The following is a 20,849-nucleotide window of genomic DNA, read 5'->3' as shown; positions in this document are numbered from 1 at the left end:
GCTACTGATCCAGTCTAAAGGGGGCGGCAAATCCGTTGAATTCGGTGCGCACGCGAGACGAAACGATTCCAGTCAGCGGATCGACTGCAGCTGCCGCTGCGGCCCGGCGCCCTCGGCGTCGGCCAGCGCATTCGCCTCTTGAAGCAACTCGCCGAGCTGCAGCGGGTAGACGGTCTCCCCCTCGGCGACCAGCTCATCGATGATTGTCTCATCGCACCAGCGGTGCCCGTGGATGTAGCGCCGTTCCAGTGCGGTCCGCCCCGAGGCGGACGGCTCGAACCGGCTGGTCCGGTGGACGAAGAACATCTCCTCGCTGCGGATGACTGAGCCGTTGAAGTCGATGACGGCGTCCCGTCGCCACACCGGCCCGATCATGTCGGCCGGCTCCACGCGCAGGCCGGTCTCTTCGGCCAGCTCCCGCACCGCAGCCTCGGCCAGCGTCTCTCCCGGCTGGGCCGCGCCGCCCACGGTGAACCACCACCGCGGTGCCGGCTCGTCGTTGCCATCCGGCTGCGCCGGGTCCGAGCCGCAGAACAGCAGTACCGCTCTGCGCTCGTCGAGCAGCACCACGCGGGCCGACGTCCGGCGGCTGACCATGCCGACGTCGCGGTCGGCATGCTCTGCGATTTCGAAATAGCCTGGCAGCGCGGCTGTTCCGCCGAGCCGAAGCAAGCGCACCGCCAGTCGCTCGCGCAGTGCCAGTGTGTCGCGCACCGCGTCGTTGTGAAACCGGCGGGCCAGTGTCACACGCGCCTCGGCGTCGGCCAGCTCGGCGACGAGCGCCACCGGTAGCGACGCCGGGTCCACCAGCGCGAGCGCCGCCGACAGCTCGTTCTCGGTGGATTCCCTTGCGGCTCGCGGGGCGCGCTCGGCGGCGTCGGCAAGCGCCTTCAGCCGCCTGCCTTCAGGGCCTGCGCCGTAGGCGTCGACGGCGACCGCGCGGGCGACCACGGCACGGCGGGCCAGGGCACCGTCGAGCGCCTGCCAGGACAGGTCGTAGCGGACGTGTAGCCGGTCCAGCCGGTGCGCCGTTTGATACGCCCACGCTCCCACCAGCAGCAACACCACAAGCAGCACGACAAGCGTCGTCACCACGAGCCAGGTCATCAGGTCGCTACGCTCCTACCCGCCGAACCCGCCACCTGCACCTTTGCCCCCGCCCCGGCAACCGTCTCGTAGACCCGCGTGATCTGGCCCGCCACCACCGACCAGTCGTACTGATGCACTGTCTTGCTGGCCGCCTCGATGAAGCGGCTGCGGGCGGCGTCGTCCTCGAGCACCTCGATGAGGCCGGCGGCGAGACCGTCGGCGTCGTCGACCGGCACCAGCCGCCCGGCCTTGCCGTCCTCGAGCACGCGGCGGAACGCGTCGAGGTCGCTGGCCACCACGGCGGTACTCGCGGCCATCGCTTCGACGAGCACGATGCCGAAGCTCTCGCCGCCGGTGTGGGGTGCACAGTAGACGTCGGCGCTGCGCATCGCGGACGCCTTCTGCGCATCGTCGACCTGGCCGAGGAAACGAAGGTGCTCGGCCAGCGGCCCGGTCTTCTCGCGCAGCTCGTCCTCGTCGCCGCGACCCACGATCAGGACCTCGATATCGGGAAAGCGCTCGACCAATGACGGTAGCGCCGCCATCAGCACCGCAACGCCCTTGCGCGGCTCGTCGAACCGGCCGAGGAACAGCACCGACTTTTCGGGCCGGGGGTATCCGTCCAGACGCGGCGCCGACGCGAACGACGCGACGTCGACGCCGTTGGGTATCTGGACGGCGTCAGAGCCCAGCGCCTCCATCTGCCAGCGCCGAGCCAGATCCGACACCGCGATGCGACCGATGATCTTCTCGTGGTAGGGCCGCAGGATGCCCTGAAAAACACTGAGCGTCAACGACTTCGTCGTCGACGTGTGAAACGTCGCAACGATCGGCCCCTCGGCGGCCTGCAGCGCCAGCATCGACAGGCTGGGCGCGTTGGGCTCGTGCAAATGCAGCACGTCGAATTCCCCGTCGGTGAGCCAGCGCTTGACCTTCCGGTGCGTGGCGGGGCCGAACCGCAGCCGCGCGACCGACCCGTTATACGGGATGGGAACGGCCTTTCCCCCGGACACGACGTAGTCGGGCAGCTCGACATGCGGCGACGACGGGGCGAGCACGCTGACCTCGTGACCGCGCTCGCGCATCACCTCGGCGAGTTGCAGGACGTGGGATTGCACGCCACCGGGAACATCGAACGAGTATGGGCACACCATGCCGATGCGCATCACGAATCGCCCCTGAGCTTGGCCTGCCTCTCCTCGGACAGGTCGGCCAGCCACTGCGGTTGCAGCATGTGCCAGTCCTCGGGATGGGCTGCGATACCCGCGGCGAACCGGTCGGCCATCGCCTGGGTGATCACCGTGACGTCGCCTGACGATGTATCCAATGGCGACGACACGTCGAAGACCCAGCTGTCGCGGGTGTTGTAACAGTGCGTCGGCAGCACGACCGCGCCGGTCTCGATGGCGAGTTTCGCCGCCCCCGCGGGCATCCGGGTCGGCTCCCCGAAGAAGTCGACCTGCACGCCGGATCGGGTGAGGTCGCGATCGGCCATCAGGGCGACGATTCCGTTGTCGCGCAACCGCTCGGTGAGCACTTCGAACGGCGGGCGCTCACCGCCGGTGAGGGGCAACATCTCGAAGCCAAGGCTTTCCCGGTAATCGATGAACCGCTGATACAAGGATTCCGGTTTGAGCCGCTCGGCGACGGTGGTGAAGGTTCCGAAATGCGCAACCATCCACACCCCGGCCATATCCCAGTTTCCGCTGTGCGGCAGCGGCATGATCACCCCTCGACCGGCGTCGAGGGCGGCCCGGACGTGTTCGCGCCCCAACAGACACGGCTCGAGCCGATCGCGCAGCTTCTCCTTGTCCATCGACGGCAATCGGAATGCCTCCCGCCAATATCGGGCGTAAGAGGCCAGCGAAGCACGAATCAGCCCGCCCGGCACCCTGGCGGGCGGCACTCCGAGCACGCGGCCCAAGTTCTTCCGGAGCTGCGCCGGGCCCCCGTTACGGGATGCGTAGATGGCGCCGGCGTCGAAAGCGTTGCGCGCCACCAACTCCGGCATCGCGCGCACGACTCGCCAGCCGGTGGCGTAGCCCAAATCAGCGATTTGGCCGCCGAGCGACAAGCGGCTACCCCCGACACGCACGGGAGGAGCAACAGGTTCTTCCGCCTGCGGTCCAGTCGGGGTGGTGGTCACGGTTCGTCCCCCTGCTCGCCTGAATTGCCTGTGAACTCGGAATCGGCCTTCTGCAGCGGCTCCATCGCCCCGGGGGAGGTGCGAACGGTGTGCACGCGTTGGCCCAGGGTGATCAGGCTCGCCACCGCAAGCAGCCATGCGGCGACATGCAGCAGCCACGGTATGTGCAGGAACGAAACGCCCGACAGCCCCGCGCCGGTGAGCACGATGACCAGTCGTTCGGGCCGCTCGATCAGTCCGCCCGCCCCGCTCAGTCCGCTGGCCTCGGCGCGGGCCTTGACGTAGGAGATCACCTGCGAGGTGACCAGGCAGATCATCAGGGCCACCACGAGCGATGTGCTGCGCATCCCGAACGCCGCCCACCACAGCAGCCCGCAGAACACCGCGCCGTCGCCAATCCGGTCGCAGGTGGCGTCGAGCACCGCGCCGAACCGGGAGCCGCCGCCGCTCTGTCGGGCCATCGCGCCGTCGAGCATGTCGGCCAGTACGAAGACGGCGACCGCGAACGAGCCCCACCACAGCTGCCCCATCGGGTACAGCGTCAAGGCGGCGATCACCGCACCTGCGGTGCCGATGATCGTGATGCTGTCGGGGGTGAAGCCCGCCCGCAGCGCGCACTTGGCGACCGGCGTCGACAGTTTCGCGTACGCCGCCCTGGTCATCAGGTAGAAGTCGCTCACGACTGGTTGGCCCATTCTGCGGCGAGCAGCTCGCGGGTGTCGCGTAACAGCTGCGGGACGACCTTGGCGCCGCCGATGATCGTGATGAAGTTCGCGTCGCCGCCCCACCGGGGCACCACGTGCATGTGCAGATGCTCGGCCAGCGAGCCGCCCGCGGACTTGCCCAGGTTGAGTCCGACGTTGAAGCCATGCGGGTTCGATACCGACTTGATGACGCGAATCACCTTCTGGGTGAACGCCATCAGCTCTGCACTCTCCTCGCTGGTGAGGTCCTCGAGCTCGGACACCCGCCGGTACGGCACCACCATCGAATGGCCCGGGTTGTACGGATAGAGGTTCAGCACGACGTAGACGAGCTCGCCGCGCGCCACCACCAGACCATCTTCGTCGTTCAGCGTCGGGATGTCGGTGAACGGCTGCGTCGACGCCGCCGACCCGCCCTTCATCGGGGCCTCCGCCAGATAGTTCATCCGGTACGGAGTCCAGAGGCGCTGCAGATGATCGGGCTCGCCCACGCCGTGGTCAACGACCTTGTGCTCGTCGTTATCGGTCACGTCCGCGTGCCCGCCTCGACGAGCTCCGCTGTGGGAGCGGCGTTTTCGCGGTCGGCGATCCACCCTGCGATGGTTTCGACGGCCTCGTCGCGTGGCATCCCGTTGACCTGGCTGCGGTCGCCGAACCGGAAGCTCACCGCGCCTGCCTCGACGTCGCGGTCACCGGCCAGCAGCATGAACGGCACCTTCTGGTTGGTGTGATTGACGATCTTCTTCGCCATCCGGTCATCGCTGGTGTCGACCTCGACCCGGATTCCGCGTGACCTCAGTTGCCCGGCAACGCTTTCCAGATACTCGACGTGTGCATCGGCGACCGGTATGCCGACCACCTGAACCGGCGCCAGCCATGCCGGGAACGCGCCCGCGTAGTGCTCGGTGAGGATGCCGAAAAACCGCTCGATCGACCCGAACAGTGCGCGGTGGATCATCACCGGCCGCTGCCTGCTGCCGTCTGCGGCCGTGTAGGTGAGGTCGAACCGCTCGGGGAAGTTGAAGTCCAGCTGAATGGTGGACATCTGCCAGCTGCGGCCCAGCGCATCCTTGACCTGCACGGAGATCTTCGGGCCATAGAACGCGGCGCCACCCGGATCGGGCACCAGGTCCAGCCCGGATGCGGCGCCGACCTCGGCCAGCACGCTGGTGGCTTCCTCCCACATGTCGTCCGAGCCGACGAACTTGTTCGGGTCCTTGGTGGAAAGTTCCAGATAGAAATCGGTCAGGCCGTAGTCGCCGAGCAGATCGAGCACGAACCGCAGCAGGGACGTCAGCTCGTCGCGCATCTGCTCGTGGGTGCTGTAGATGTGCGCGTCGTCCATCGTCAGACCGCGCACCCTGGTAAGCCCGTGCACCACGCCTGAAAGCTCGTTGCGGTAGACAGTACCGAACTCGAAGAGCCGCAACGGAAGTTCCCGATACGAGCGGCCTCGCGACCGGTAGATCAGGCAGTGCATCGGGCAGTTCATCGGCTTGAGGTAGTAGTCCTGCCCTGGCTTACGCACCGTGCCGTCCGCGTTGAACTCGGCATCGAGGTGCATCGGCGGGAACATGCCGTCGGCGTACCAGTCCAGATGCCCGGAGATCTTGAACAACTCCCCCTTGGTGATGTGCGGGGTGTTGACGAACTGGTAGCCGGCCTCGCTGTGCTTCTGACGCGAGTAGTCCTCCAGCTCACGGCGGATGATGCCGCCCTTGGGGTGGAATACGGCCAAGCCCGAGCCGATTTCGTCGGGAAAGCTGAACAGGTCCAGCTCGGCGCCAAGCCTGCGGTGGTCGCGTCGCTGGGCTTCCTCGATCAGCTCGAGATGGCGGTCGAGGGCTTCCTGCGACTCCCATGCCGTGCCGTAGATCCGTTGCAGGCTGGCGTTGTTCTGGTCACCGCGCCAGTACGCGGCCGAACTGCGGGTGAGCTTGAACGCCGGGATGAACTTCGTCGTCGGGATGTGCGGGCCGCGGCACAGATCGCCCCAGACCCGGTCGCGGGTACGGGGATTGAGGTTGTCGTAGGCGGTGAGCTCGTCACCGCCGACCTCCATCACCTCGGGGTCGCCGGACTTGTCGTCGACGAGCTCCAACTTGTAGGGCTCGTTGGCAAGTTCTTCGCGCGCTTGGTCTTTCGAGTCGTATACCCGCCGGGAGAACAGCTGGCCGTCCTTGACGATCTGGCGCATGCGCTTCTCCAGCGCCTCCAGATCCTCGGGTGTGAAGGCCTGGGCGACGTCGAAGTCGTAGTAGAACCCGTCGGTGATCGGTGGCCCGATGCCGAGCTTCGCTTCGGGGAACAGTTCCTGCACCGCCTGGGCCAGCACGTGGGCCGCCGAGTGCCGAATCACGCTGCGGCCGTCGTCGGTGTCGGCGGCGACCGGCGTCACCTCGACATCGGTTTCCGGTGCCCAGCTCAGGTCGCACAGCCGGCCGTCGGCATCACGGACCACGACGACGGCATTGGAGGCACCCCGGCTCGGAAGTCCCGCGTCGCGAACCGCCGCCGCAGCGGTCGTCCCGGCAGCGACCCGGATCGGGGCTGCGGGGGCGGGGCTGGGGGCGGCGGTCATCGGTCACTCTCTGTAGAAGTCGTGCTCCTCGCGTACGCGGGGATCGTGTGGGTGTTACGAACGCGACCCATGCTATCGGTGCAGGAGGTCAGTCCCCGACCCCGATCGGGCTGTTCAGCCACGGATGTTCGATGCCGACGAACTCGGCGGACCAGTCGAGCGCCCCGAGCAGCCACAGCGTCGCAGCCACGATCAACGCGGTGACCAAGCCGCCGAGGATCTGCACGAACTTGCCCTGTCGGTGAAACCAGTCCATGACCTTGTCGTAGCGCTGCTTGGCGTAGGCCAGCAGCCGCCGCGCCCAGTCGAATTCGGTGGCCAGGATGCCGAGTCCGATGAAAACGATGGCCCACCCTGGCCCGGGATACGGGATGGCGACGATGCCGAGGCCGAGGACCGCGAGCCCGATCACTCCGACCACGATGCGGTAGCCGAACTCGGCCCTGGGGCGCTCCCGCAGCCGGTCGCGCCAGCGCGCCCAGTGGCGTTTGGTGGCCGACCACCTGGATCCGATGTCGCCGCCGCCGCGGCTCCGCGACTCGGTGCTGGTTTCGTCGCCTGTCACGGCTGCCCAGGGTTGAGTGTCAGGAACAAAGCCTCTGCGTCGCAGAGCACCTCATCGTGGTCGAGGAGCCGCCCCGTGACGAAGATCTTGCGGCCCTCGCTGCGGTCGATCCTGGCGTCGACTTGCAAATCCATGTCGATCGGGACGATCTTGCGATAGTTCACGTGAAGGTATGCGGTGCGTTGTTTGAGGCTGCGGGTGAGCCGGAACGCGGCGAAGCCGAGGACCGAGTCCCACATCAGCGCGAGCGCCCCGCCGTGCACCGCTCCGTTGCGGCCGAGGTGGAAGCGACGAAAGCGAACCGTGCCGTCCACCTCGTCCCCGACGGTCTTCAGGTCGGCGGGCACCTGCATGATGTTCCCCCGGTTGGGCAGGTCCATGCGCCGCCCCGACGGTGTTGTCCATTCGTCGGCGTCGTAGGGCGCCAGCAGGCCGGACACCGCCTCGATCATGTCGGCCGCCTCGGTGATCACGTGGTCTGGCGCATCCACCGCGCGGGTATGGTCCCCCAGCGTGCGGACGGCCTCGATGAACCGGCCGTAGTCCGGGCCGCCTCGGGTGGTGGGTTCGGGCGGGTTGAACCCGCCACCGGCGTGCGCCGCATTGGTGTCGGTGGCCACCCGCTCACCGTATTGCCTGCCGCGATTCGTCGATCGTCGTGGTCACCGACACGACCTGCGGCGCGGACGGTGCCGACGAGAAGCCGAAACTCACCGGCGGCCGCAGCGGTGCCAGCCCACCGAAGGGCGAACCTCGGTAGTGGCCGTCGATCGCGGTGATGCGCCGCGACCGCCGCACGCCGTAGTACTCGACTCGGCCGTTGCCCGCGGTCCCGTAGGTGTGCACCCCCGGCAGCACGCGCGCCGCGACCGGGTCGATCACCCGTAACCAGCGCGGCGAGGTCGCCAATCGCCGCGGCACCAGCCGCAGCAGATGGTCGACGCGTGCGGGTCCGCCGATACGGAAGCGCGCGTCGAAGTTCTCGGTGGTGACCACGAGCTGCCCTGCGCCGAAACCCGCCGACACCGCGCCCACTTCGACCCGGTCGAATCGGTAGGTCGATCCGACGAACTCGGCGACGCTGTCATCGGGAGCCAGCAGCACGCGTTCGTCGTCGGCGCACTGCAGCATGACGTCGGTGAAAGTGCCGAACGGCGACTCGTCCCAGGCGCCGACGACGATGCGCAGCCCGGAACCCGTGCCCGCGCCTGCGATGTGTCCGGTGAAGGCCAGCCGCACCGCTAGCCGGATTCCGCGCCGGCCTTGCTCAACGTCTCGAATTCCTGGTCGGAAAGCGTGATCTCGGCCGCGGCCACGTTCTGCTCCAGATGGCTCACCTTCGACGTGCCCGGAATGGGCAGCATCACCGGCGAACGCTTCAGCAGCCACGCCAGGGCGAGCTGCGACGCTGTGGCTCGGTGGTCCGCGGCGATGCGCTGCAGCGGGCCATCGGGTGCCGCGAGCGGTCCGGCGGCGAGCGGGAACCACGGAATGAAGCCGAGCCCTTGGGCCTCACACGCCTCGAGCACCGGCTCGGCCGCGCGGGCGGTGAGGTTGTACATGTTCTGCACCGACACGATCGGGGCGATCTTCTGGGCCGCCTCCAACTGCGTGACGTCGACCTCCGACAGGCCGATGTGGCGGATCTTGCCCTCCTGCTGCAGCGCGGCGAGCTCACCTATCTGATCCTCGAGCGGGAACTTGTCGTCGATGCGGTGCAGCTGGAACAGGTCGATCCGTTCGAGGCCGAGGCGCCGCAGGCTCAGCTCCACCTCCTGGCGCAGATAGGCTGGAAAGCCCAGCGGAACCCAGACGTCGGGACCGGTCCGCAGCAGCCCGGCTTTGGTGGCGATCACGAGATCGTCTCGGTACGGCGAGAGAGCCTCGCGAATCAGTTCCTCAGACACGAAGGGGCCGTAGGAGTCCGCGGTGTCGATGAAGTTGACGCCGAGGTCCACCGCGCGCCGCAACACGCGGATGGCTTCGTCGTGATCCTCCGGCGGCCCCCACACGCCCTTGCCGGTGATCCGCATGGCACCGAATCCGAGTCGATTGACGGTGAGATCGCCGCCGAGGGCAAAGGTTCCTGCGGCTTGGGCGACGGATGAAGTGGTCACCTTTCAGACCGTACGCCGGGTGGTGACATGGTGTCGGGGTGAGATTGACCGACTTGTCGGCACTGCAACTGACATACCGCGAAGTGGGTGCGACGGCGGGCCCGTTGCCCGAGGGCTATCACCATGTGCGCAAGTCGGCCGTGATCGGCCGCGGGCGTCCGCGATTCGACGAGGCGGCGGCGAAGGTGATGCGGTGGGGAATGCTGCGCGGGGCCGGCGTGCGCGTCGACGCGAGCAGCGAGGTGGCGGCCGTCGGGTCCGAGGTGCTGGTCGGGCTCGGGCCGCTACGTGCACCCTGCCGGGTCGTGTACGTGGTCGACGAGCCGGACCGCCGCGGGTTCGCCTACGGCACCCTTCCGGGTCACCCCGAAACCGGCGAGGAGATGTTCGGCGTCCGCTACGACTCCGCGACCGACGAAGTGCACGCCGAGGTCGTTGCGTTCTCCCGGCACGGCACGTGGTGGAGCAGGCTCGGCTCGCCCGTCACGGCGTTGGCGCAACGCGTCATCACGGCGCGCTACCTGACGGCGCTGTAGCCCACGCCTCCGGAGGGACGACGGCCCGCGCGGCGAGGTCGAGCTGATAGGACATGATCGCCAGCGTGAACAGGCCGACCGACATGTTGAGCAACGCGCCGAAGCCTTCCGTGGCGAAGTCGACCAACGCGTTGAGCAGCGTGAACACCAGCGCGGCGTTGCGCAGCCAGACCAACGGCCACACGCTGTCGGAACGGCGCCGCACGATCATCGCGGGCAGCGCCATACCGAGCGTCAGACCCGCGCTGACGAGCAGGATGACCGACGAGATGCTCATCCCGTCCAGTTCGAGGGTCATTCGATCGTCCTCGTAGTACCAGCCACCGAGCGCGACGCCGAGCGCACCGAAGACGACACTGAAGAACGCGCCGACCACTATCAGCCAGCCGAGGATCGGCACCCACCGGGGGCTGCGCAGGAAGTCGGGGACCAACCGAATCGCACGCTCCTGCAACGCATGCAGGCGATCGGACGCGGGGTCGGCAGACAGCAGCAGCGCCCGCACCGCGGCCACCTCGTCGGCGTCGGCTCCCCCTGCGCCGGCCCGTTCGGCGAGGCTCAACCCGATCTCACGGCGCCGGACGGCCAGCCCGCGCGCGACGCCGTAGGCTGCGACCGTCGCGGCCGACGCCAGGCACTCCCTGGCGCTGAGCGGCCGGAAGTCGCGCACGATCCGCGCGCCGACCAGAATGACGACCACCAGGATGTACATGATTTCGGCGGCGGGCCCGTAAAAGTAGTCGTTGTTCTTAGTGACGAACTTGCCGACCTCATCGAGGAACAACCCGAACCCGATGCCGCCGAGTATCACGCATGCCGCCCGGGCGCCGAAGCCGAGCATCAACCAGCCGATCAGTAAGGCAAGCATCATCAAAGCCCCGCCGTAGAGCGCGTGGGCGATGTGCAGGTCACCCCCGCCGACCTGCGGATAGCCCGTCAGCGCAAGATACAGACGGGTAATCAGGATGGTCGCGATCGCGATGATCGTGAACGCTTCCGCGGCACCGGGACCGGTCGCGCTTCGGGTGATAACACCGTGGCGGTGACGCCGTTGTCCATACATACGCTCTCCGCCTTACGCCCGCGTTAGCCTAAAGCAACTTATCGGAGCAGAATGATCGGATGACAGCGGTGAACGATCCAGCTGAGGTGGTAACGGCCCACCTGCGCATCGCCGAGATCGTGCAAGAGCTCTACGGCCGCGGGGACGTCGATTCCGATACCGTCATCGCCGAGCTGGCCGAGCACGCCGCAGTCGAGATACCCGGCGCGCAATACGCCGGGGTGACGGTCACCCGAAACGGCAGGCAGATCGACACGCCCGCCGCGACGCACAAGTGGCCGATACTGCTCGACGAGATTCAGCAGCGCCATCGCGAGGGACCGTGCCTGACGGCGGCCTGGGAAGAGAAGACCATCCACGTCAAGGACCTCGAGACTGACGAACGGTTTCCGCGGTATGCACGGGATGTACTGGCGAAGACTCCAATTCGCTCGGTGATGTCCTTCCAGATGTGGATCGCGGGCGAGACGATGGGTGCGCTCAATGTCTACGCCGAGTCAGCGAATGTGTTCGGTACCGAAACGCGTGAAATCGGCCTCGTCTTCGCGGCTCACTCCTCGGTCGCGTGGAATGCGGCCCGCCGCGACGAGCAATTCAAGAAGGCGCTGGCGAGCCGCGATGTCATCGGGCAGGCCAAGGGCATGCTGATGGAGCGTTACAGCGTCAGCGCAATTCAAGCGTTCGACCTGATGCGCAAGCTGTCGCAGGACTCCAACACGCCGTTGATCCAGATCGCCGCCGACCTCGTGGAAAAGCAGCAGTCCTCGATCGAATAGCGTGTTTCGTCCCGTGTGGCCGGGGAAATCCACCCGGCATGAGTGTGGAATCGAAACCGGCTGCCGATGCCTCGATCGGCGAATTGATGAGCCAGTTGTCGACGCAGACGTCGCGCCTCGTACGCGATGAGATGCGGTTGGCGACCAAGGAGCTACAGCAATCCGCGAAGCACGCCGGCGTCGGCGCCGGGTTGTTCAGCGCGGCGGGTCTGCTGTCCATCCTGGGCCTGATGACGTTGATCGCCGCCAGCGTGGCGGCACTGGCGCTCGTGCTGCCGGTGTGGGCCGCCGCCGTGATCGTTGCGGTGGTCCTTTTCCTGGCGGCGGGCGTCGCGGCGCTGGTGGGCCGCAAGCAGGCAGCGGAGATCGCGCCGCCGCCGAAGGAAAGCGTCGAAAGCCTCAAGGCGGACATCAAGGAAGTGAAGGACGCGCGCTCATGACTAAACCCGAACCCGCTCGTCCAGAGCCCGGTCCCGACGCGGACATCGACGACATCCAGACCGACATCGAGCAGACGCGCAAGGAACTCGGCGAAACCGTCGAGGCCTTGTCGGCCAAGATGGACGTCAAGCAGCGAGCCAAGGAGAAGGCCGCCGAGACCAAAGAGGCCGTCGTCGACAAAGTGCACACGGTTCAGCACGCGACCATCGACGACGGGCGCGCAAAGGTCACGGTGCCGATGGCCGCGGTGGCCGTCGTCGGCGCCGCGACGCTGGTGTGGTTTCTACGGCGGCGGCGCCGCTGAGGTGGCTGCTAGGTCTTGCTCGGGACGGCAGTCACCAGGCCGCCGTCCATGACGAATTCGCTGCCGGTCGAGTATGACGACTCGTCGCTGGCCAGGAACACGATGAACGTGGCCACCTCTTCCGGTTCCCCGGGACGGCCGAGCGGAATGGTCACCATGTCCTCGGGTAGGTGCGCGGTCATCGGGGTGCGGACGAACCCGGGATGCACCGAGTTGACCCGGATGTTCTTGGGCGCCAACTCGAGTGCGGCCGACTTGGCCAGCCCGCGCACCGCCCACTTGGACGCCACGTAGGGGTGAACAAAGGGGGCACCGCGGAGGCCCTCGATCGACGACACGTTGATGATGGAACCGCCGCCCGCATCGATCATGGGCTGGACCGCCGCGCGCATGCCGAGGAACGTGCCGGTCAGATTGACGTCGATGACCTTCTGCCACTCGTCCAGGTCGAACTTCTTCAGCGGCCCGAGCGCCACGATGCCCGCGTTGTTCACCAGCACGTTGAGCTTGCCGAATTCGCCGACGGCGACGTCGACGGCGGCCTGCCACTGGTCGGGCTGGGTGACGTCGAGGTGGACGTAGCGCGCGCTGTCGCCGATGTCATCGGCCAGCGCCTTGCCCTCGTCGTCGAGGATGTCGCCGATCACGACCTTGCCGCCCTCGTCGACGAGCATCCGCGCATGCGCGGCGCCCATACCCCGCGCGCCGCCACTGATGAGCGCAACCTTTCCGTCGACGCGTCCCATGCGGTGTTCTCCTTTGTCGTTGTCGGGCGCCTTATCTGGCGTCGAAAAGTCCCTTGCCGGTGATCAGCGGCAGGTCGATTGTCGTCCTGATCCCCGGTGGCGCGGCCACCACCGCAGGAATCGCGTTGACGACCCTGCCCGCGCCTGCCGCGATGGCGGCGTAGTTGTGGTCGCCCTTCCGGCTGGTCGGGCAGATGTCGACGGTGTACGACGGTTCACCGACAATCTCGACCTTGTAGGAACCGCCCGGCTGTGCGGGCTGGGGCCATTCCGGAGCCAGGTCCTCACGGAGCCGTGTGACGTGGTCGATGACGATGGCGGGCTTGCCCTTGACCATGCCAAGGATCTCGAAGCGCAGGGCCGCCTGGCCGCCCTCGGGGATGTGCCCGGCGGCGACGTCGAAAGCCTCCGGCGCCGGTATCCGCGTACACGCATCTTTGATCTCGTCGACCTCGATGCCGAAGCCGGCCGCCAACTGCCTGATCGTTGTGCCCCACGCCATCCCAAGCACACCGGGTTGCAACAACATTGGCGTCTCATCGAGATTCCAGCCGAACCCCATCACGTCGAACATCACGGTCGAGCCGTCGTAGGTGGCGTAGTCGGCGATTTCCATGCAGCGCACCTGTTCGATGCTCTGACACGTGCTCGCGATGGCGAAGGGGATCAGATCGTTGGCAAACCCGGGATCCACGCCTGAGATGAACAGACTCGAATTGCCCTGTCGCGCAGCTTCTTCGATGGGAGCGATGTACTTGTCGGGCATGACGCCCCACGGGTACTGGAACACGCCCGGAGACGTGCCGACGACGTTGATTCCCGCGGCCAGGATGCGCAGGACGTCGGTCACCGCCTCGGGTATCCGGTTGTCGCCCATCGCGCAGTAGACGGCGCAGTCCGGTTGCGCGACCAGCAGTGCGTCCAGATCGTTCGTCGCCGCAATACCGGTCGAGACGTCGAGACCGGCGAGTTCGCCCGCGTCCTTGCCGACCTTGGCGTCCGACGACACCCATACCCCGGTGAGTTCGAAGCGGGGGTCGCTGATCAGGTGGTTGAGCGCGATGCGCCCCGCGTTGCCGGTGCCGATGTGTGCGACGCGGATCGCCATTGCTGTCTCCTCAAGGCCGCGGCTGGACAGCTGTCCAACTTATCGGATGCGACCCGAGGCAAACAAGGCAGGTCACCGGCGTGTGCCGGTACCCGCCGAGGCTGCGAGCCCGGGACCAGCTGGAGTGCCGGACAGTTGTCCAGCACTCCAGCCGGCGCCACTACGTCTGCAGCCTGCGACGCCCGAGGTAGAGGGCCAGGCCCAGGGCGGCCAGGCCCAGCCCGCCGACCACTCCTGCCGCCGCCGTCAAATACATCTGCGTGCGGTCGGCCGCGGACTCGTCGGAGGCCAGCTGCATCCGGTAGTCGCCCGGCAGCGGCGCCTCCTGCGGATCACCGAGCCCGGGGTACTGCTGGGTGCGATGCACCTCGAACTGGCGCTCGCCCGTCGGCGAGGTGGTCCACTGGCCCCAAGCCGGCGTCGCTCCGTCGAGCAGCACCTTCCGTCCGCCGTATTGGACGTCGTCGCCGAGGTCGACGATCTGGTTCACCCGGAACGGCTGGTAGGTCGCGTTGGAGTACCGCACCTGCACCGGCACGTTGTCATAGCGCAACAGCGGAGGGGGCGGCACGAACGGCGCGCCGATTGGCGGGATGTAGCCGCCACCGAAGAATGTGCCGACGGCCACGTCTGCGGCGAGGTTCGCCGAATTGAGCACCACCGCGGTGAAGCTGTAGGCGGCCAACGCGGCAGCGTCGATGACGGCCCGTCCCAGCGGCGGGACGATCACGATGCGGGGCGCGCGTTCGTAGATGTAGACGATCCGCACGGGCGCGCGGTAGGGATTGCAGAAGACGGGCCGATACCAGTCGTCGTACTCGACCCATCTCCTGTCCCACTGCCGGACCTTGTGGTCCCAATGCTTCTTATCCCAGTCCCAGTCACGGTCGTGGTCACGGTCACGGTCCCAGTCACGGTGGCCGATCGAGAATTCCGAACCCGCCCTGAATTCAGACTCAACCGGGCCGAGCTTGGTCTTGCTGTCCACGTTGATCGCGCTCGACAGGAAGTCGACGTCGTTCTTCTTCGCCGGTTCCGGCTTCAGCTCAACCGGTTTCGACTGCCTGGCGAACTCGATGTCCTGCTCCGGAGCCTGCATGGTGTCGGGCTGGGCGGTAGGGATCCGCTGTGCGGCCTTCGACACCGTCGACGGGTCGCTCTTCGTGTCGCCGGTGGCGTCGCGTGCGCCGTCGGCTCCCGGCTTCACCTGATCGACTGCGGGTGGCTGCTTGCCGTCGGGAGCGTTGTCCTTGCCCCCGGGCGTCTGCCCGGACGCCGGATACCTGGGCATCTGCGCATCCTGCTTCGGGTCGCTCGGCGCGGCCGGCTGATTTGCGGCAGGCAATGGAGCCGGGTCATCGACCTTCGGCGTGTCGACCTTCGGCGTGTCGACCTTCGGTGTGTCTGTCGGCACGTCCATCTGTGGCGCATCGGGTTTCGGCGCATCCACCTTCGGCGCCTCCGCCTTGGGCGGATCGACCTTCGGCGCCTCCACGACTCGCGGTGCCTCTTTCTTCGGCGGCGCGGGCGCCTGAACCTGCGGTGCGGGAGCTAGAGGCTGAGGTGGCGGCGCCTGGATCTGCGGGGCGGCCGCTTGAGGTTGCGGGGCGGCTTCAGGCGCAGGCGCGGGCGCTTGAATTTCGGGAGCCGGTGCGAGCTGCTTAGGCGGCGCTTCGACCTTCGGCGGGGCAGGCGCCTCCTTCGGCGCAGGCGGCGCTTCCACAGGGGCCTGCTCCTGAACCTGAGGCGCCTCCGGAACGACGACCGTCGGCGTCGGGATGACCGGGCCCGGATCACTGTGGTCGCCGGGTTTGGCGAAGGCCGGCGCGACACCCCCGCTGAGCGCACTCAAGGAAATGACCGCTCCGGAGGAAAGCACAGCGACTGCACTTCGCCAAGAGCACGTTTTAAGTGGGGTACGCATCTGAGTATCGACTCCTCTGGTCTGACAGAGGGTGGCGTCAGCCGCCACCACTGCTTTGCAGCCATCTCCCCCGACACTGGAAATGGACCCAGCAGGCGCCGCGACGTTCCTGGATTTGGTTGGACCGACGCCTGTGGCGGGGCGACGTTTCCGTTCCAACAGTTAGATCGCTCGCCTAAGGAATGCGTTACAGCCTTACGATCAGCTCACACCTCAACGCGATCGGAGTGCTCAATGGAGACGCGCGACCGACTGTTCATCGGCAACGAATGGGTGGCGCCGGCTACCGAAGCCACCATCGATGTCATCTCTCCGATCTCTGAAGAGGTGTACGCCCGCACACCTGACGGATCGCCGGCCGACATCGATCGAGCGGTCGCCTCTGCCCGCGACGCATTCGACAACGGTCCGTGGCCCACAATGACGCCTGAGGACCGGGCCGACGCCATCGCCGCGCTGTCGCAGGCGCTGCAGAAGCGCGGCGCGGAGATCGCCGACGTCGTCACCAACGAGAACGGGGCCCCTGCCTCGCAGTCGATGGGTATGCAGGTGTTCGCGGCCACAATGGTTCTCGACATCTACGCCGACATCGCGCGCAGCTATCCATGGAGCGACGAGCGTATCGGCGCCATGGGTCAGAAGGTCGTGGTGCGCCGTGCACCCGTCGGCGTCGCGGCGGGGATCATTCCGTGGAACGTGCCGCTTTACATCATGGCGATGAAGCTCGGGCCGTGCCTCGCGTCGGGCTCGACGATGGTGCTCAAGCCGGCACCCGAGACGGCGCTCGACCCATACCTGCTCGCCGAGGCGGTGCTGGAGGCCGGGCTTCCACCTGGCGTTATCAACATCGTCACAGCGTCGCGCGAAGCCAGCGAGCACATCGTCACCCACCCTGGTGTCGACAAGGTCAGCTTCACCGGATCGACGGCGACGGGCGCACGCATCGGCGAGCTGTGTGGTGCCCAGATCAAACGCGTGACGCTCGAGCTGGGTGGCAAGTCGGCGGCGATCCTCCTCGAGGACGTAGACCTCGACGCGCACCTGCAGAACATCATCATGTCGGGAATGATGAACAACGGGCAGGCCTGCGCCGCGCAGACCCGCATCCTCGCACCGCAATCGCGCTACCGGGAGACGGTCGACGCGCTGGCCGCGGGCGTGGGCGCGATGCAGGTGGGCGACCCCAATGATCCCGCCACCGCCGTCGGCCCTGTGGTGGCCCGACGGCAGCGCGACAAGATCGTCGGAATGCTCGAGTCGGGCAAGGAGGAGGGCGCCAAGGTGGCGGTCGGCGGCGGCACCCCGGCGCATCTGGACAAGGGCTGGTTCATCGAGCCGACGGTTTTCTATGACGTCGACAACGCGATGCGCATCGCCCGTGAAGAGATCTTCGGCCCGGTGCTGTCGGTGATCCCGTACGAGAACGAGGACGACGCCGTGCGCATCGCCAACGATTCGGAGTACGGCTTGTCGGGGTCGGTGTGGACGGCCGACGTCGAGCACGGCGTGGAGATCGCGGCCCGGCTGCGCACCGGCACCGTACCGGTCAACTCGGGGCTGCTGCTGGACTTCAAGTCGCCGTTCGGCGGCTTCAAGAAGTCGGGCATCGGGCGGGAATGCGGCCCAGAAGGCGTCGACCCGTACATCGAGTACCAGTCGATCATCTACCCGAGCTAGGCGAGCCTGCGGCGACGGCCGGTACCGTCGCGATGTGATCCCGTTGGTCCGGGTTGGGCTCGTTGTCGCCTCGGTGGCGTTCACCGTGGCCGGCTGCAGTCAGGCCACCGTCCTCGATGGGCGCGCCGTATCGATGCGCTACGACCCGTATCGTGTGGCGGGCCTGCCGACCTCCGACGGCGCCAGCGGGCCCCGCGCCGCCGCACCGTCGGCCGAAGGCAGGGTGGAGAACACCGACGACGGGGAGATCGACCGCGCGGCGCTGATGGCCGTCGAGGACATCGAGGATTTCTGGTCTCAGCACTACTCGGATGCCTTCGCAGGGACGTTCGCTCCGGTGTCCCGGCTCGTGTCGGTTGATCCGAGGGCGTCGATGACCGTCTGCAACGAAGATGCGCGTGCATTCGACTACAACGCCCTGTATTGCGCGCCCGACGATTTGATCGCCTGGGACCGTGTCGATCTGATGCCGGTCGCCAAGGAGTTCTTCGGCGACATGACGATCAACGGGCTGCTCGCCCACGAGTACGGCCACGCGTTGCAGACCCGCGCCGGCCTCGTCGGCGAGCAGAGGTCGTCGATCCTGGTGCGCGAACAGCAGGCCGATTGCCTGGGCGGGGTGTACATGCGCTGGGTTGCCGAGGGGCACTCGCCGCGGTTCAGCCTCAACACCACCCGTGCATTGGATCAGGTGATGGCCGGCGCGATCGCAGGGCGCGACCCGATCTCCACCTACGACACGCGGTCGCTCGATCCGCCATCGCACGGCACCGCCCTCGACCGGGTGAGCGCGATCCAGACGGGCTTCGACTTGGGTGCCCAAGGTTGTGCCGCAATCGATTCCGCCGAGATCCAGCAGCGCCGCGGCAACCTTCCTCAGTTGCTTTTCGATCCGGCGAGCCCGCAGAGCGACATCGCGATCAACGACCAGACGTTGTCGACACTGTTGGAACTGCTGGGGCAGATCTTCAGCCCGGCGAACCCGCCGACACTCGCACCCGAGGGAGGCGGCTGCGCGGTGAGCCAGCAGCAGCCCGTCGCATACTGCCCGGACACCAACGAGATTGCCGTCGACATGTCCACGCTGCAGAAGGTCGGTGCGCCTGCCGACGAAAGCGATTTCGTCCTTCTGCAGGGCGACAACACAGCCTTGTCGATGGTGACGTCGCGCTATGTCCTTGCACTGCAACACGAGCGGGGACTGCCACTGAGTTCGGCCGCCGTGGCCATGCGCACCGCCTGCCTGACCGGCGTCGCACAGCGCAAGATGGCTGACCCGATCCGGGGGCCATCGGGCAACCAGTTGGTGCTCGGTGCAGGCGATCTCGACGAAGCGGTGTCCGGCCTGCTGACCAACGGCATGGTGGCGACCGACGTCAGCGGAACTCCCGTGCCGTCGGGGTTCACCCGGATTCTTGCGTTCCGTGCCGGACTTTTCGGCGATGCTGAGGATTGCTATCAACGGTTCGCCTGAGAGAATCGGCACGTGACCGGACCGCGCGACCAACGGCCGCGCCGCCCAAGGTCCGACGACGACACCGTCGAGGTACCGCTGCGGTCGGCCAGACGTGCAGATCCCCCGCCCGCAGGGGAGCCGTGGTGGAAGGACGCGAACCAGCGGATTCCATCACCGCCGCGGACGCCGTCGCCGCCACCCGCACCGAGACCTGCGAAGCCGCCGGTTGATCGCAACGGTTGGCCTCCCGCCCCCGCGCGCAATCGCCACGCGCGTCCGACTTCCGCCCGGCAGAAGAGCGGCCAGTTGGCGCTGTTGATCGCCGTCGGCGTCGTCGCGATATCGGTCGCCGCAGTTCTGCTGATGGTGGTGCTGTCGCGGTTCGACGTGTTGAAGGGAAAGGTGCTCAACGTGTCCAAGGCAGAAGCCGGCGTTGCGCGGATACTCGCCGACCCGGCAGACGGATACGGCGCCACGAACGTTTCAGACGTTCTGTGCAACAACGGCGACGACCCCGAAATCAAGAAGGGCGGCATCTTCACCTGCGAGGTGGTCGTCGGCGGCCAGAAACGTCAGGTGCTGGTGGTATTCCAGGACGACAACGGCACATACGAAGTAGACCGACCTCGCTAGACATCTTCAGCGGCGGTCAGCGAGATTCACTCTGGCAAGCCGAAAAGCCGAAAAACGCCATGGTCTCTCTGCCCGCGGTATAGCCACCGTCGACGGCGATCGCCTGGCCGGTGACGAACGAGGCGTCGGACGACACTAGGAAGGCCGCCATGGCCGCAATCTCGTCGGGCCGCCCGAGCCGCTGCAGCGCGTGTTCGTCGGTGATCGACCGCAAGGTGCCCTCCATTCCCGGCATGCGAAAGACACTGTCCAACATCGGCGTCGCGATAAAACCAGGGCAGATTGCGTTCGCCCGAATGCTGCTCGGCCCGTAGTCGAGCGCAATGTTTTTGGTGAGCAGCACGACCCCGCCCTTCGCGGCGTTGTAGCCGCTGCCGCCCGCTGTTCCCTCGAGGCCCTCGACGCTGGCAAGGGTGACGATCGAGCCCCGCTCACCGTCGACCCGTGGTTGCTCGATCATCCGGCTCAGTGCCGCCTTGGCCACGAAGAAGGTACCGGTGAGGTTGATTGCGATCACCCGGTCCCATTCGGCCTTGTCGAGCAGATGGACCGGACCGCCACTGGCGATCCCCGCGGCACGGACGACGCCGTCGAGTCGGTCGGGCAGGGCGGCGAAAACCTCGGCGACCGCTGATTCGTCGGAAACATCGGCCGTCACGAAAGTGAACCGCTCACCGAGGGTCGGCGGTGGGTTCACATCGGCGCCGACGACGGTGCCGCCCTCGGCGAGTAGGCGTTCAGCCACAGCAAGGCCGATGCCCGATGCCGCTCCGGTCACAACGAACGTTCGCGAACGGGCTCGATCACTTCTTTCGGTCACGTCACGGGACCCTAAGTCACGGTTCGGGGGTCGAAGGCCGGAAAAGCGCTATCCGCTCTGCTGTCCGAATCAACGACTCCGGGCAGATCCTGTGCGAACGAAATTGGAACCTCGGAGCGGCGCAGCCCATCGGCGAACGTTGCCGGGACCTCTTCGGGCTCTG

General features: G+C 67.0%; 21 protein-coding genes and 1 pseudogene. 7 read left to right on the top strand and 15 right to left on the bottom strand.

The genetic code is table 11. The features are described from left to right. Window positions 1-72 precede the first annotated feature (72 nt). The 10 genes from QOC76_RS09095 to QOC76_RS09050 form a co-directional block, all read right to left on the bottom strand. The gene (locus QOC76_RS09095) at window positions 73-1,107 is read right to left on the bottom strand and encodes an NUDIX hydrolase (protein WP_526356392.1); all 1,035 of its coding nucleotides are present in this window, start codon (window positions 1,105-1,107) and stop codon (window positions 73-75) included. Further along, a complete protein-coding gene (locus tag QOC76_RS09090) occupies window positions 1,107-2,255 on the bottom strand; it encodes a glycosyltransferase family 4 protein (RefSeq protein WP_526356442.1) in 1,149 nt (382 codons plus the stop codon). Before QOC76_RS09090 ends, QOC76_RS09095 begins: the two co-directional genes overlap by 1 nt. Beyond that, entirely contained in the window at window positions 2,255-3,184 is a 930-nt protein-coding gene (locus QOC76_RS09085; RefSeq protein ID WP_526356440.1) for a phosphatidylinositol mannoside acyltransferase, read from the bottom strand. The genes QOC76_RS09090 and QOC76_RS09085 overlap by 1 nt, the downstream gene beginning before the upstream one ends. Before the next feature lie 47 nt (window positions 3,185-3,231). Then, complete coding sequence (gene pgsA / locus QOC76_RS09080; protein WP_526356390.1) at window positions 3,232-3,915, bottom strand: phosphatidylinositol phosphate synthase; 684 nt, start codon at window positions 3,913-3,915, stop codon at window positions 3,232-3,234. After that, complete coding sequence (locus QOC76_RS09075; RefSeq protein WP_526356388.1) at window positions 3,912-4,469, bottom strand: ATP adenylyltransferase; 558 nt, start codon at window positions 4,467-4,469, stop codon at window positions 3,912-3,914. Before QOC76_RS09075 ends, pgsA begins: the two co-directional genes overlap by 4 nt. Beyond that, a complete protein-coding gene (thrS, locus tag QOC76_RS09070; protein WP_526356386.1) occupies window positions 4,466-6,520 on the bottom strand; it encodes a threonine--tRNA ligase in 2,055 nt (684 codons plus the stop codon). Before thrS ends, QOC76_RS09075 begins: the two co-directional genes overlap by 4 nt. 88 nt (window positions 6,521-6,608) lie before the next feature. Continuing rightward, complete coding sequence (locus tag QOC76_RS09065) at window positions 6,609-7,034, bottom strand: TIGR02611 family protein (RefSeq protein ID WP_526356438.1); 426 nt, start codon at window positions 7,032-7,034, stop codon at window positions 6,609-6,611. A 47-nt stretch (window positions 7,035-7,081) separates the two neighbouring features. Next, window positions 7,082-7,705 carry a PaaI family thioesterase gene (locus QOC76_RS09060; protein ID WP_526356384.1) on the bottom strand — a complete coding sequence of 208 codons (624 nt, stop codon included), beginning with the start codon at window positions 7,703-7,705 and terminating at the stop codon, window positions 7,082-7,084. 4 nt (window positions 7,706-7,709) lie between these two features. Beyond that, window positions 7,710-8,324 (bottom strand): hypothetical protein, encoded by a 615-nt coding sequence (locus QOC76_RS09055; RefSeq protein WP_526356382.1) that lies wholly within the window; start codon window positions 8,322-8,324, stop codon window positions 7,710-7,712. A gap of 2 nt (window positions 8,325-8,326) precedes the next feature. Next, complete coding sequence (locus tag QOC76_RS09050) at window positions 8,327-9,202, bottom strand: aldo/keto reductase (protein WP_526356380.1); 876 nt, start codon at window positions 9,200-9,202, stop codon at window positions 8,327-8,329. A 38-nt stretch (window positions 9,203-9,240) separates the two neighbouring features. Between QOC76_RS09050 and QOC76_RS09045 the strand changes: the two genes are divergently transcribed. Beyond that, complete coding sequence (locus QOC76_RS09045) at window positions 9,241-9,738, top strand: DUF1990 domain-containing protein (protein ID WP_526356378.1); 498 nt, start codon at window positions 9,241-9,243, stop codon at window positions 9,736-9,738. Here QOC76_RS09045 and QOC76_RS09040 read toward each other — a convergent pair. Then, window positions 9,710-10,801 carry a hypothetical protein gene (locus QOC76_RS09040; RefSeq protein ID WP_526356376.1) on the bottom strand — a complete coding sequence of 364 codons (1,092 nt, stop codon included), beginning with the start codon at window positions 10,799-10,801 and terminating at the stop codon, window positions 9,710-9,712. The two genes, QOC76_RS09045 and QOC76_RS09040, sit on opposite strands and share 29 nt — an antisense overlap. A 59-nt stretch (window positions 10,802-10,860) precedes the next feature. On the opposite strand from QOC76_RS09040, the gene QOC76_RS09035 reads away from it, so the two are divergent. From QOC76_RS09035 to QOC76_RS09025, 3 genes are read left to right on the top strand one after another with little or no spacing between them, the layout of a single operon-like run. Further along, window positions 10,861-11,577 carry a GAF and ANTAR domain-containing protein gene (locus tag QOC76_RS09035; RefSeq protein WP_526356374.1) on the top strand — a complete coding sequence of 239 codons (717 nt, stop codon included), beginning with the start codon at window positions 10,861-10,863 and terminating at the stop codon, window positions 11,575-11,577. Window positions 11,578-11,615: 38 nt separating this feature from the next. Next, complete coding sequence (locus QOC76_RS09030) at window positions 11,616-12,017, top strand: phage holin family protein (protein WP_526356372.1); 402 nt, start codon at window positions 11,616-11,618, stop codon at window positions 12,015-12,017. Next, on the top strand, window positions 12,014-12,322 hold the full coding sequence (locus tag QOC76_RS09025) for a DUF3618 domain-containing protein (RefSeq protein WP_526356370.1): 309 nt from the start codon (window positions 12,014-12,016) through the stop codon (window positions 12,320-12,322). Before QOC76_RS09030 ends, QOC76_RS09025 begins: the two co-directional genes overlap by 4 nt. A gap of 8 nt (window positions 12,323-12,330) precedes the next feature. Here the strand turns inward: QOC76_RS09025 and QOC76_RS09020 are convergent, their stop codons facing one another. The 3 genes from QOC76_RS09020 to QOC76_RS09010 all read right to left on the bottom strand — a co-directional run bounded on the left by QOC76_RS09020 (window position 12,331) and on the right by QOC76_RS09010 (window position 16,028). Then, window positions 12,331-13,068 (bottom strand): glucose 1-dehydrogenase, encoded by a 738-nt coding sequence (locus QOC76_RS09020; protein ID WP_526356368.1) that lies wholly within the window; start codon window positions 13,066-13,068, stop codon window positions 12,331-12,333. 31 nt (window positions 13,069-13,099) lie between these two features. Next, a complete protein-coding gene (locus QOC76_RS09015; protein WP_526356366.1) occupies window positions 13,100-14,176 on the bottom strand; it encodes an NAD(P)H-dependent amine dehydrogenase family protein in 1,077 nt (358 codons plus the stop codon). 160 nt (window positions 14,177-14,336) lie between these two features. Beyond that, on the bottom strand, window positions 14,337-16,028 hold the full coding sequence (locus QOC76_RS09010; protein WP_526356364.1) for a hypothetical protein: 1,692 nt from the start codon (window positions 16,026-16,028) through the stop codon (window positions 14,337-14,339). A gap of 306 nt (window positions 16,029-16,334) precedes the next feature. On the opposite strand from QOC76_RS09010, the gene QOC76_RS09005 reads away from it, so the two are divergent. The 3 genes from QOC76_RS09005 to QOC76_RS08995 are packed head-to-tail and all read left to right on the top strand — an operon-like array spanning window position 16,335 to window position 19,866. Beyond that, the gene (locus QOC76_RS09005; RefSeq protein ID WP_526356362.1) at window positions 16,335-17,777 is read left to right on the top strand and encodes an aldehyde dehydrogenase; all 1,443 of its coding nucleotides are present in this window, start codon (window positions 16,335-16,337) and stop codon (window positions 17,775-17,777) included. Window positions 17,778-17,811: 34 nt separating this feature from the next. Next, window positions 17,812-19,251 (top strand): neutral zinc metallopeptidase, encoded by a 1,440-nt coding sequence (locus tag QOC76_RS09000; RefSeq protein ID WP_526356360.1) that lies wholly within the window; start codon window positions 17,812-17,814, stop codon window positions 19,249-19,251. A 12-nt stretch (window positions 19,252-19,263) separates the two neighbouring features. After that, window positions 19,264-19,866 (top strand): DUF4333 domain-containing protein, encoded by a 603-nt coding sequence (locus tag QOC76_RS08995; protein WP_526356358.1) that lies wholly within the window; start codon window positions 19,264-19,266, stop codon window positions 19,864-19,866. A 26-nt stretch (window positions 19,867-19,892) separates the two neighbouring features. Here QOC76_RS08995 and QOC76_RS08990 read toward each other — a convergent pair. Continuing rightward, window positions 19,893-20,686: pseudogene (locus QOC76_RS08990) on the bottom strand (SDR family NAD(P)-dependent oxidoreductase). Between the last annotated feature and the right edge of the window lie 163 nt (window positions 20,687-20,849).

This window comes from Mycobacterium sp. (assembly GCF_032159565.1).
Taxonomy (GTDB): domain Bacteria; phylum Actinomycetota; class Actinomycetes; order Mycobacteriales; family Mycobacteriaceae; genus Mycobacterium.
Note: the sequence above shows the minus strand (reverse complement) of the source record. Positions and strands in the feature narration are given on the sequence as shown.